Source organism: Bradyrhizobium sp. CCGUVB14 (genome assembly GCF_024199935.1).
Taxonomy (GTDB): Bacteria; Pseudomonadota; Alphaproteobacteria; order Rhizobiales; family Xanthobacteraceae; genus Bradyrhizobium.
Genome location: NZ_JANADS010000001.1, coordinates 6,283,932 through 6,296,201, shown reverse-complemented (window position 1 = coordinate 6,296,201; position 12,270 = coordinate 6,283,932). Strand labels below are relative to the sequence as shown.

Genomic DNA, 12,270 nt, shown 5'->3' with positions numbered 1-12,270 from the left:
GTCTAGCGCCACATCCCCCGCATCCGCGCGCCGATGTCGACCTTCGGCCCCTGTGCGCCGGTGCGCGCCGCGCCCGCGGCGGCCTTCGGCCAGGCGGCGCGCTCGAACAGATAGACCAGCTGCTCCGGGATGAAGCGGGTGCGCGAGGCGTAGACGTGGCGGTCGCCCTTGGCTTGCTGGCCGTGGACGAAGAAGCGTTGCGGCACCACGAGATGCAGATCGTCCTTGGCCCGCGTCATCGCGACGTAAAGCAGGCGGCGCTCTTCTTCCAGCTCGGCGCTGGTGCCGGCGCCGAGGTCGGAGGGCATGCAGCCGTCGACGACGTTGAGCACGAACACCGACTTCCACTCCTGGCCCTTGGCCGAGTGGATGGTGGAGAGGATCAAATAGTCCTCGTCGCGCAAGGGCGGCCCGGATTTGTCGCTGGTCGCATCCGGCGGATCGAGCGTGAGCTCGGTCAGGAATTTTTCACGTGAGGAATAGCCGCTGGCGATCTGCTCGAGCTGCATCAGATCGGCTCGGCGCGTCTCGGAATCCTCGTGGATGCGGTCGAGATGCGGTTCGTACCACAGACGGACGCGTTCGAGATCGACAGGCCATTCCGAATAGCGCAGGTTTTCGACGGTGCGGACGAAAGCGGTCCAGTCATCGCCGGTGCGCGCGGGGACCGGGAGATGCGCGAGCGCGTGCAGCGGGTCCATGCTCTCGGCCATCTGGTCGAGCACGCGCTGCGCGGTCGCGGGGCCGATGCCCGGCAGCAGATGCAGGATGCGAAAACCGGCGACGCGGTCGCGCGGGTTCTCGGCAAAGCGCAAGAGCGCCAGTACATCCTTGACATGCGCGGCGTCGAGGAATTTCAGCCCGCCGAACTTCACGAACGGGATGTTGCGGCGGGTCAGCTCGATTTCGAGCGGGCCGGAATGCGATGAGGTGCGGAACAGTACCGCCTGGTGCTTGAGCAGCGCGCCTTGCTCGCGATTGGCCAGCACCTGCTCGACGATGTAGCGGGCCTGGTCGGCCTCGTCATGCACGGTGACGAGTTGCGGCTTCTGCGCGGAGGTACGGTCGGTCCAGAGGTTTTTCGTGAAGCGCTCGCGCGCAAGCCCGATGACGCCGTTGGCGGCCGCGAGCACTGCTTGCGTCGAGCGGTAGTTGCGGTCGAGCGTGATCATCTCCGCGCGCGGCGAGAAGCTTTGCGGAAAATCCAGGATGTTGCGCACGGTGGCGGCGCGGAACGAATAGATCGACTGGGCGTCGTCGCCGACGACGGTGAGCCCGCGTCCATCAGGCTTCAGCGCCAGCAGGATCGAGGATTGCAGGCGGTTGGTGTCCTGGTATTCGTCGACCAGCACGTGATCGAAACGGCCGCCGATCTCGTCGGCGATCAGCGCGTCGCTCATCATCTGCGACCAGTACAGCAGCAGGTCGTCGTAATCGAGCACGTGCTGGGCCTGCTTGGCCTCGACATAAGCGGCGAACAGGCCTTTCAGCTCGGCGGCCCAGCCCGCGCACCAGGGGTAGTGCGCCCCCAACACCTTCTCGATCTCCATCTCGGCATTGACGCAGCGCGAGTAGATCGACAGGCAGGTGCCCTTGGCCGGAAAGCGGCTCTCCGTCTTCGACAGGCCGCGTTCGTGCCGGACCAGATTCATCAGGTCGGCGGAATCCTCGCGGTCGTGGATGGTGAAGGCGGGGTCGACGCCGATCCGTTCGGCATATTCGCGCAGCAGCCGCGCGCCGATGCCGTGGAAGGTGCCGGCCCAGGTCAGGGCATCGCGCATGATCGCGGCGTTGTTCTCGCCCAGCACTTTTCGGGCGATGCGCTCGACCCGGCCGGCCATCTCGGCGGCGGCGCGGCGGGAAAACGTCATCAGCAGGATGCGGCGCGGATCGGCACCGGCGACGATCAGATGCGCGACGCGGTGGGCGAGCGTATTGGTCTTGCCGGAACCGGCGCCGGCAATGACGAGCAGGGGCGCGCCCACGGTCGCGCCATCGGCCACGCCATGCTCTACGGCGCGGCGCTGCTCCGCATTGAGCGTGTCCAGATAGGTCGTCACGAATCGCCCCGGTGAAAGACCGAGAGTCGGCGATCCCGGCGCGAATCGCAATGCGGCTGGACGGAACCGGAATTAGGATTTAGGGGGAAAGACGGCCCAAGGTTCCAGCCCGAAGAGCGCGCGCCCTGCATGACCGAGCTCAAGCCCGACCAGTTCGAGATGCGGCGGCTGGAATCGCTCAGCAACACCATCTTCGGTGTCGCCATGACGCTGTTGGCCTACGACCTGCCCAAAGCGGCGGTGTTCACCAGCGCGCCGGACTGGAGCGATCTCGCCCAGGCCTATTCCGGCAAGCTTTCCGGCTTTGCGCTCAGCTTCATCATCGCCGGCCTGTTCTGGATCAGTCATCACCGGCGGCTGGCACGTCAGCCCGTGGGCAGCCGCGGCATGGTGATCCTCAATCTGTTCTTCCTGCTCTCGATCGTGCTGCTGCCGGTGACCAACGGCCTCTACACCAATTACAGCATGAGCAGTGCGGTGGCCGTGCTCTACGGTCTGCACCTGACCGCCATTGCAGGCCTCAATGCGTGGCTGTGGTGGATCATTCTGGGCGGCTGGCGGCGCGAGACCATGGCCTCGCTGTTTCCGCTGCTCGTGTTCATTCCGGGCACGATCGTTGCGGCATTCGCGCCGCATGTCGCGCCCTTCCTCTGGTTCATTGCCTTCGGCGGGCTCCTGATCCGGCGCTTCTATGGGGCGCCGAGCGGCCCGAACGCGTAGGCCGCGCGCTTATTTGCTCGATGGCGTCGCGCCGAACCCATCGGCTGGCACGTAAAGCTTGACCGGTCGGATTTCATAGACCGCACTGGGATTGACCTGGCGCAGCAATCGCGCGGCCGCGATGGCCTCCTCTTCCGTGTCGTAGTTGACGAGGTGGAAGCCCAGAAGCTGCTCCTTGGTCTCTGCGAACGGGCCGTCCAGCACGATGCCGGCGCCGGGGCCACGCAAGGTGCGGGCCTTGTGGGTGTCGTCCAGACGGGCCGCCGGCCCAAGGTGCCCGCTTGCCCTCAAGGGCGCCTGAACCTCGATGACCTTGGCGACGACCGCGGCGTCCTCCGCCGCGGACCACGACAGGATCTCGCCTTCCACATGGTAAGCCAGGATCGCGTAAAGCATCTTCACCTCGTTTGTTTTTCGGGCACGCAGCCCGAAGGACGTATGGTCGCCGCCGAGACCGACAACGGCCGACCGGAAAATATTGCGCCGCGGCGCGTGCGACGAAACGGTCCTGAAACCCGATTACCACCCGGCGGAGTGAACGCCGTCCGGAGACGGGGCGACTGATTGCCACAAGAGCAGTTAAGGCTCATCGGAGGCGGCAATGTCGGGTCAGACCATCAAGATCATCTGCGACGCGCGACGGGCAGGGAAGTCCGAACCTGCCGATCTGCACGACCAGGCCGGCCATCACCGTTATTATGGCAGCTCGGCCGAGAGTGGCGGAGAGCGTATCGTCGAGAGCCGCCGCGGCAAGCGTCCGTCCGTGCTCGCCATCTTCGGCTTCTGAGCCGGGTTGTCAGGGGGCGCTCAGGACCTGCTTGACGAGTGTCTCGCGCAGCGCCGCCAGCTCGCCGCTCGTCTCCATCTGCTCGATCACCTGTCCAACCTTCGGCACGAGATCGCGGTGGCGTTCGTGCAAATAGTGGAAGATGCGGATGCGTTCGAGCGGTGGGGAGAGCGGATAGATCCTTCCCTGTAGATTGAGCTTGCGAACGGCGACCAGCCCGCTGAAGAGGTCGGTGACCATCACGTCGAAACGATCGGCATCCAGCATCCTGATCATGTTCTCCAGGCTCGTGGTCGCCGTGACGTGGTCCATGCCGCGCGTCCCGGCTTCAGACGAGCCAACGCCGCGGACGATGCCGATGCTGTAGTTCCTGATCGAATTCCAGCCGTTCACGTCGAAATGGAGTTTGGTCGCGAACACTGCGGGTTCGATGTAGTTGATCGCCGGCGTCACCCGCAGCAGCGTCGGATATTCGCGCGACAGCGTTCCGATCCGCTGGATTTCGCCATCGACCTCGCCGGCGCTCGACAGGGCCAGCGCCCGCTTGCCGGGGACATCCTCGAATTCGAGCTTGATGTTCAGCTTGGCATAGACGGCCCGCAGCATCTCGCCGCCGACATACTGATCGGGGATGTCGGCGATCCGCGCGAGCCGAATCACCGACTGCGCGGAGGACGAACCGGCTGCGAACAGCGACACGCAGACGACGACTATCCGCCACATGATGTGCCTCTCTGGTCGGGTCCTGCTACCACTGGGTTCTGGTGCCTGCGCGATCTACCGGAGATGGCGCTTGCGCGGAGCAACAACACTGACCCTTCGCCCGTCATGGGGGCGACTCCCGATTTTCACCGATGTCATTCTAGCATGCGAAGTGGTAGCTTGCGCGAGGATCCCGCTGCCGGACCGCAAGACATGACCCCACCGACCTCAGATCGCTCAAGGGCCGACAGGATTGCTGCGCGCATCACGTGCTGAGGGAGATTCAAAACCGTTGAATTGTGTGAGGCTGCGACCGGCAGGCCGGAGAGGTGTCGCCATTTTCGGGGACGGGGTGCATGGGCAACGCAGGTGACAGCAATCCCGATCGCAGCCGCGCTGTTACGCCGGCGGCTGCGAAGCAGGACTTGAACGGCATCAGATCCGCGTTCACGTCCCCGATGCTCGCAGCGCTGCTGTCGCGAATCTTCAACTGGTCACGCAGCGGCATCGGACCTCGCCTGCTTGCCGCTGTGCTGCTGTTCTCCTCGATCGTGACGCTGACGCTGACCGCGCTCCAGCTCTATCTGGACTATGATCGCGAAGTCGGCGTGATCGAGACGCGGCTCGATGAGGTCGGCCGCAGCAGCACGGCGAGCCTCGGCGAGAGCCTGTGGAATCTCGACCAGAACCAGCTCAAGCTCCAGCTCGACGGCATCCTACGGCTGCCCAGTATCCGCGCCGCCGAAGTGCGTGAAGTTGCCGATCGCCCCAATCCCATCCGTGTCGCCGTCGGCGAGCGAGGCAGCAGCTCGGTCGTGACGCGCGACTATCCCCTGACCACCACCGTGCAGGGGACTGCGCGTCCCATCGGCGTGCTCCATGTCGAGGCGACGCTGAGTGATGTCTATCAGCAATTGCTGAACCGGGCTCTCGTCATCCTGGCAAGCCAGGCGGCGAAGACGTTCCTCGTCTCGCTGTTCATCATCTACATGGTTCATCTTCTGGTGACGCGGCATCTGGTCGCCATCGCCGACTTCGTCAGCAAGTACAGCCTGGCGCGGCCGCCGCCGCCGTTGCATCTGGAGCGACGGCCTCCTTACGATCCCGATGAGCTGGACAAGGTGATCGATGCGTTCAACACCATGTGCGCCAACCTCGGCCGTGCCTACGGCGAGCTGCGCGAGGCCAATGCGAATCTCGAACGTGATCTGAAGATCCGCCGGCGCGCCGAAGAGGATGCGCGCGCGAGCGAGCAGCGCTTTCGCGACTATGCCGAGACCGCATCCGACTGGTTCTGGGAAACCGGGCCGGATCACGTGTTCACTTACATATCGGACCGGGCCGGCGCCTTCGGCATGGATCGCGAGGCCCTGATCGGCAAGCGTCGTCCCGATGCGGCCTTCGACCACGACGCCGAAGCGGAGAAATGGCGCAATCACATGGCGACGCTGGATCGCCACGAGCCGTTCCGGAAGTTCGAGTATCGCGGCCGCGATCGGGCGGGGCGCCTGCACTCTTTCAGTGTCAACGGTCAGCCGGTGTTCGCCGAGGACGGGCGTTTCATGGGCTATCGCGGCTCCTCCACCGATCTCACCGCGCAGCACGAGACCGAGGAGCGGCTTCGCCAGTCCCAGAAGATGGATGCGATCGGCCAGCTCACCGGCGGCGTCGCGCACGACTTCAACAACGTGCTCACCGTCATCACCGGCACCATCGAGATCATTCAGGAAGGGCTCGCCGACAAGCCGGAGCTCGCCGCGATCGCCCAGCTCATCGACGATGCCGCCTTGCGCGGCGCCGAGATCACGTCTCAGCTCCTGACCTTCGCGCGGCGCCAGCCGCTGGAGCCGCGCGAGATCGACGTCAATGGTCTCGTGGTCGAGACGGCGAAGCTGTTGCGGCCGATCCTCGGCGAGCATGTCGAGATCGTGACCCGGCTCGCAGACGATGCGTGGTTGGCGATGGCAGATCCGTCGCAGCTTTCGTCGGCGATCGTCAACCTCGCCGTCAATGCGCGCGATGCGATGCCGGATGGCGGCACGCTCACGCTCGAGACGGCAAACCGGGAGCTCGACAGCAGCGGCACTGGCGACGGCGATGCCGGCTCCTATGTCATGGTCGCCGTGGCCGACACCGGTCACGGCATCCCAGCCGACATCCGCGACCGCGTGTTCGAGCCGTTCTTCACCACAAAGGGGGTCGGTCGCGGCACCGGACTTGGTCTGAGCATGGTCTATGGCTTCGCCAAGCAGACCGGGGGCAGCGTTGCGATCGAGAGCGAGGAGGGCCACGGCACGGTGATGCGGCTGTTCCTGCCGCGATCGGCAGGCGAAGCGGCCACGAGGACCGGGCCGGTGGCGGCGCCCGCGCCGGCGCGAGGGCACGAGACCATCCTCGTGGTCGAGGACGATCCGCTCGTGCAGGGTTATGTCATCGCCCAGCTCGGCAGCCTCGGCTATCGCACGCTGACTGCCAGCGATGGTGCAACCGCGCTCGCCTTGGTCGACCAGGGGGTGAGCTTCGATCTCCTGTTCACCGACATCATCATGCCCGGCGGCATGAACGGGCGGGAATTGGCCGAAGCAGTCCGGCTCCGTCGGCCCGGCGTGCGGGTGCTCTACACCTCCGGCTATACCGACAACACCATCGTCCACGAGGGACATCTCGATCCCGGCGTGGCGCTGCTGCCGAAACCGTACCGGAAGGCCGACCTGTCTCAGAAGATTCGCGAGATGCTCGCGGGCGAACCGCCGCTCTAGGCGGAGCGTGCGCCGGCGAGCGCGGTCCGACCACGAAAAAGGCGCGGCGGGGAAACCCCGTCGCGCCCGATTTCTTGCTCGCTGGTCCAGGGCTGAGAGCGCCCCGATGCCGAGCCCTTATCGAGAGCTTAGCGGGCGATCCCAGCGAGGTGACAGCGCTTGGTAAAAGACACTGGATCACCTCCTTTCGTTGATTGCGGGAGATCTCAATATAGGCAGAAAGGCCGACGCTGTTAAGGGGCCGCGGCGAGGAGCGGAACCAGGCCTGTGCGCAAGGTCAGGACAACCGGCGAAAGCGGTCCAAGGGGAGTGAGTGGCAGTTGAGACCGCCGCCCGGCCGTGTTAGGGAGCCGGTGTCGCGGGTGTAGCTCAATGGTAGAGCAGCAGCCTTCCAAGCTGAATACGAGGGTTCGATTCCCTTCACCCGCTCCAATGATTTCAGTTGCTTATCACCTTTTCACGGCGCGGGGCGCGGAAGGTTGTTCGCCGTTCCCTGATTATCGAGCCAAGCGTCCTCCGCGCAGCGGTATGTGATCGAGCATTTGCGGCCCTTGAGCACGTCGCGCAATTCGCCGCGTGCAGCGCGGTCGATATAGGCGACAGTCTCCGTCTCGAACGCCCGCCATTTCGGGAAATCGTCGCGGTTGTAATGCAGCCAGTAGGCGAACTCGCCCGAGCGGAAATGATGCGAGCAATAGCCGGCCTCGCACATGACATACGATAGCACATGGCCATCCGCGGTTTTCGCCTCGCAGACGACAGCGAGATTCTCGGGGCGACGTTCGAAGCGTCCGTCGCGGCAGGACAGACCTTCTTTTTCATAGGGGCCGCGCTCCCATGAATAGCCGTTCAGGCTGTCGAACTTAGCGAGATCGGTGCCGATCGTGATGCTCATGTTCGAGGAGAAGGGGCTATTTGCGATGCGCCAGGGGCCGGACTTTTCAGCAACGAAGCTGAATTGGTCTTTGTCGAGACGAGGCTCGAGCCGCCAATCGAGCGAAAACGTGCGGTTGCCCAAGGTGAAGGAGGGATTGACGGGGCCGGTCGGCGTCAGGCGGTACCAAAGGCCGAAGGACAGCGGCATAGCGAGCGCCGTCGCGAAGAAAGCCAGCGAGAGGCGCGGGTGCAGGCAGGCCAGAAAGGCGCCGACGCCACCAAGAAGGATGAGCAGAGGACTACCATAACGAGACCATGCCACGCGGATCGGGTCGCGGGCGAATTCCGGATGATAGGACCAGTGTGTGCCTGACATGCCCGCCGTGACATGGTCCTGCGCCGCCACATAGAGCGCGACGCACCAGATCAGCAGCGGCGCAACCAGCCAGAGTTCAAGCTTTTGCGGCGCGTTCATCACGCAGGTGAATGTGCTGCCCGAGACGAGCGCTGCAAACAGGACCGGGGGCAGAAGAAGCGGCGCAACCGGTGCAAGCAACATCAGTTCGTCGAGCAAAGGTGGCGGCGGGCGCGTATCGGCATATTGAAGAATCAGGAGGGATCCGAGGACGACTACGAGGAGTATGAAGGTCGATGCGGCGATATGCGCGACGCGACCGTTCTTGCCGCGCCATGCAAGAACGATCTGCAAAGGCCCGAAGACGAAAAGGGCAAGCAGGATAAACGCCTCGGGGATGGTAGTCAGACCAATAAAGGGGAGGACAGTCAGACCAACTAGCCAGTCGGTAAGGTGCCATAGGTTCAGCACCGGCGCGCCGTGCAAGGATGCGCCGACGACGAGGGCGAGCGAGTAGGACATGCCCGCAGCAATGCTTGCCGCAACGAGCGCGAATGAGAATTTGAGCAGTTTATCGATCACAAACTGACATCCTCAAGGATCGGCTCTCCACCGATGGGCCAGGAGTGTTGAGGAATGATTGCGGCGGTTAGGCGTACTTCATGGATTTCCATAGACTAGGCGACCGTTGGGGAAACTCGCACGACCATTCCGACAACAGGAAATTCCCTAGTGATCTCAAGCGTCTTGAGGGCTGCAAAATGTCGGAATAGCCCTTGCGCGGATTGCGAGATTTTGTGACTTCCAAGCTGAATACGAGGGTTCGATTCCCTTCACCCGCTCCAGTGTTTTCAATGGCTTAGTCTGCCAAGTCTGTCTAATTCTGACAGAGCGCGCCTTTTCATTCTGACAAACGTTCACTTTCCCTTCGCTTGCCTGACTCGCCGCTTGATGCGTTTCATTTGTGCATCCTGCTTTGCTTCATCGTCATCGCGCAGGTAACGTTACTCCTGTCCGGTTATGTTACTTGAATATTATCCATGCGATCACACAGGCCGGGTAAACCGCTGTGAGGGCGCGACTGCGACATGGTTTCGCTTGCGGGGTTGCTCAGAACGGCGAGGCCACAGGCCATCGCAGCGAGTGCCACTGGCCGGCTGCGATCTGGCCTCGGCTCATTTTCGAGGCGACCGCATTGCGCAGCTTAGCGAAATTCTCGCGGTTTCGTTTCGGGGCATGCGCCGCGGCCAGGTTGAGCCATTTGTAGGCGGCGACGTCGTCCTGCGGAACGCCCTGGCCCTTGTCGTAGGCGAGGCCCAGCAGATATTGTGCCGTACCATCGCCTTGTTCGGCTGCCAGGCGGTACCAATAGCCCGCGGCGTCGTAGGCCTGCGGAAGACCTTGTCCTGTCGCGCACATGAAGCCGACCATGGCCTGAGCGCGGGCGTTTCCTCGCTCGGCTAGCGGCAGCAACAGACGTGCGGCGCCGCTGTAATTGCCACGGGAGAATGCAGCGTTTCCGGCGCCGAGCGTATCCGCGTGGGCAACGCCAGTTGCGGCGATCCCCAGGACGGCCATGAGCAAGAGGAGTCTGCCCGACTTGATCATAGATCCGCTCCGAGGTTCAGCGGTAGGTGGTGGGTGCAATCTGCTTCGGCCCGATCGCGTTGATCGTGCCTCGCAGCTTGGTGCGCAACTCCTCGGCGACGAAATGTGCGTCCGCGCCGTCACGGATGATTTGCGGGCGGATGAAGATGATCAACTCGGTGCGCTTGATCTGCTTGTCGGTCTGCCCGAATACGGCCTCGCCGAGGACGGGGATCTGGTCGAGCCCTGGAATGCCCGCGCGGGATTTGGTCTGGCTGTCGCTGATCAGGCCCGCCAGCAGCACGGTCTGGCCGCTCGCGACCGCAACGGAGCTGCGCACCTTGCGGGTCGACACGGTCGGGGTGAGCGAGTTGGTCGAGGTCGAGGACGAGCTCGATGACGGCGAGGCGGCCACGGGATTGGAAATCTCCTGCTCGACGTCGAGCCTGACATTACCGTTGGCGTTGATCCGCGGCACCACGCGCAGGATGATGCCGGTGCTGCGATAATCGGTGGTGTTGGCGATGGTGTTGCTGCCGGTCAGCACGGTTGCGCTTCCGGTCTGGATCGGGATTTCGTCGCCGACCTGCAGCGTCGCGATCTGGTTGTCGATCACGACGACGGAGGGGTTCGACAGGACTTTGACGTCAGTGATCGAGTGCAGCGCGTTGAGCACGGCCCGCGGCGTCGAAGCGCTGCCGACGAGGAAATTGAAGCCGGGAATGGCGCGCTGGAGCGCGACGTCGGCCGCCGCGGCGACGACGGAGGTGGCGCCATTGTAGCCGAACGAGCCGGTATCAGGCTTGAGCCCGAGATCCCGGCTCATGATGTAGGACTGCACGCCGTACTGTAGGTCGTCCGTCAGTGTCACCTCGGCTATCGTTGCATCGATCGCGACCTGGAGCTGTGGCTGGTCGACTTCCTTGATGGTCTGTTCGATAGTGCGGTACTGCTCCTGGCTTGCATAGATCAGCAGCGTGTTGTTGACGCTGTCTGCGGTGATGCGGACGCCATCGAGCACGCCGGCCCCGCCAGGGCCGGAGCGTCCGCCGCTCTGGCCGGATGCGGAGTTGTCGAACAGGCCACCGCCGCCCTGGACGCCGCCGGCGCTCGATCCATAGCCGCCCTGATTGCCGGAGGAGGCGTCGGCCGATGCATTGCTGCTGCCGCCGCCGCGTCCGCTCGATCCGAAGCCTCCGGAGCCGGATTGGCCGGTCGGCGAGGCCGACAGGCGATTGAGTGCCGAGCCGCCGCTCGAGCTCGCCGACATGCCGGAGCCCGGCGCGACCTGGCCGGATGGACTATCGAGCGGCGACGAGGAGGAGCCTGAAGAGCCGCTGCCGCCGAACACGTCGTTCAGCACCCGCGCGATCTGCTTGGCATCGCCGAATTTCACCCGATAGACGTGGACTGCCGATCGTCCGGTATTGGTGGTGTCGAGACGGTGAATCCAGGTCTCGACGCGGCTCAGCAATTCCGGCTTCCGCGTCACCGCGAGCACCGCATTCATGCGGGCGATCGACTGGAACTTGATGACGCCCTGGGTCATGCCGCCTTCGCCGGAATCCACGATCTTGTCGAGTTCGGCGATGATCGGTCCCGGATTGCTGTTCTGCACCGGGAAGATGCCGACGGACTGTCCCTTCAGGAAGTCCGCGTCGAAGGAGAGCACGAGATCGACCGCGTTACGTCGCTCGCTTCCAGTGCCCTGAACCAGGATGAGATTGCGGCTGGTGTCGGCGCGGATCATGCCCTGCTTGGTGGCAAAGCTGTCGACCAGCTTGATGACCGTCTGCGCGGAGACATATTGCAGCGGCACGACCGTGATGCCGTAGCCGGGGACCATGCGGTCGGCCGCATCCGCCGAGCCGACCCCGACCGCGTCGGACTGGGGCATCAACCGGTAACCGGTGTCGTCGCGCACCAGCGCAACACCGACCAGGCGTAGCGCGTTTTCGAGCGCGAACACGACATCCGTCTTGGGGATCGGCCGGCCCGATGACAGGCTGATATTGCCCTGGACGCGCGGGTCGATGACGTAGCCGACGCCCAGGATGTCGCCGAGCACGATCTTGGCGACCGAGGCGATCGGCGAATTGTCGAAATTCAACTCGAACTTGTCCGTGCTCGCCGTGGCGGCCTGCGCCGATGTCGCGATCGGCGTATCGTCGCCGGGATCGGCTGCATAGATCGCAGTCTTGGCCTTGGGGCCAGTGCTGAGCTGCCGCTGCGGCAACTGGTTCGGATAACGCGGCATCAGGTCGACTGAGCGGACCTTGTCGAAGACGTCGGGGTCCTTGTTGTTATTGTAGTCGGCCTCGATGTTACTCACAGTGTTGCACGACCCGAGCAGCACGGACATCAGTGCGCATTGAAGGACGAAGCCGATCCGGAATGCTGTTCGGCCCACAATCGACCCCACTC

General features: G+C 63.9%; 9 protein-coding genes and 1 tRNA gene. 4 read left to right on the top strand and 6 right to left on the bottom strand.

Features of this window, described 5'->3' with window-relative positions:
* Window positions 1–2: 2 nt before the first annotated feature.
* Window positions 3–2,060 carry an ATP-dependent helicase gene (locus tag NLM32_RS29500; RefSeq protein ID WP_254132274.1) on the bottom strand — a complete coding sequence of 686 codons (2,058 nt, stop codon included), beginning with the start codon at window positions 2,058–2,060 and terminating at the stop codon, window positions 3–5.
* 129 nt (window positions 2,061–2,189) lie between these two features.
* On the opposite strand from NLM32_RS29500, the gene NLM32_RS29495 reads away from it, so the two are divergent.
* Complete coding sequence (locus NLM32_RS29495; protein WP_254132273.1) at window positions 2,190–2,780, top strand: TMEM175 family protein; 591 nt, start codon at window positions 2,190–2,192, stop codon at window positions 2,778–2,780.
* Between the two features lie 9 nt (window positions 2,781–2,789).
* On the opposite strand, the gene NLM32_RS29490 is transcribed toward NLM32_RS29495, so the two are convergent.
* On the bottom strand, window positions 2,790–3,176 hold the full coding sequence (locus NLM32_RS29490) for a YciI family protein (RefSeq protein ID WP_254132272.1): 387 nt from the start codon (window positions 3,174–3,176) through the stop codon (window positions 2,790–2,792).
* Between the two features lie 205 nt (window positions 3,177–3,381).
* On the opposite strand from NLM32_RS29490, the gene NLM32_RS29485 reads away from it, so the two are divergent.
* Window positions 3,382–3,567, top strand: coding sequence for a hypothetical protein (locus NLM32_RS29485; protein ID WP_254132271.1), 186 nt, complete (start codon window positions 3,382–3,384; stop codon window positions 3,565–3,567).
* Between the two features lie 9 nt (window positions 3,568–3,576).
* Here NLM32_RS29485 and NLM32_RS29480 read toward each other — a convergent pair whose 3' ends face one another.
* The gene (locus tag NLM32_RS29480; protein ID WP_254132270.1) at window positions 3,577–4,290 is read right to left on the bottom strand and encodes an ABC transporter substrate-binding protein; all 714 of its coding nucleotides are present in this window, start codon (window positions 4,288–4,290) and stop codon (window positions 3,577–3,579) included.
* Window positions 4,291–4,625: 335 nt separating this feature from the next.
* On the opposite strand from NLM32_RS29480, the gene NLM32_RS29475 reads away from it, so the two are divergent.
* Together NLM32_RS29475 and NLM32_RS29470 are read left to right on the top strand one after the other, a co-directional pair.
* Window positions 4,626–7,028 carry an ATP-binding protein gene (locus tag NLM32_RS29475; RefSeq protein WP_254132269.1) on the top strand — a complete coding sequence of 801 codons (2,403 nt, stop codon included), beginning with the start codon at window positions 4,626–4,628 and terminating at the stop codon, window positions 7,026–7,028.
* 358 nt (window positions 7,029–7,386) lie between these two features.
* Window positions 7,387–7,460, top strand: a tRNA-Gly gene (locus NLM32_RS29470).
* 25 nt (window positions 7,461–7,485) lie between these two features.
* Here the strand turns inward: NLM32_RS29470 and NLM32_RS29465 are convergent.
* The 3 genes from NLM32_RS29465 to gspD form a co-directional block, all read right to left on the bottom strand.
* The gene (locus NLM32_RS29465) at window positions 7,486–8,841 is read right to left on the bottom strand and encodes a hypothetical protein (protein ID WP_254132268.1); all 1,356 of its coding nucleotides are present in this window, start codon (window positions 8,839–8,841) and stop codon (window positions 7,486–7,488) included.
* 528 nt (window positions 8,842–9,369) lie between these two features.
* Window positions 9,370–9,867 carry a tetratricopeptide repeat protein gene (locus NLM32_RS29460; RefSeq protein ID WP_254132267.1) on the bottom strand — a complete coding sequence of 166 codons (498 nt, stop codon included), beginning with the start codon at window positions 9,865–9,867 and terminating at the stop codon, window positions 9,370–9,372.
* Between the two features lie 16 nt (window positions 9,868–9,883).
* Entirely contained in the window at window positions 9,884–12,256 is a 2,373-nt protein-coding gene (gene gspD / locus NLM32_RS29455) for a type II secretion system secretin GspD (protein WP_375143579.1), read from the bottom strand.
* Window positions 12,257–12,270: the final 14 nt, after the last annotated feature.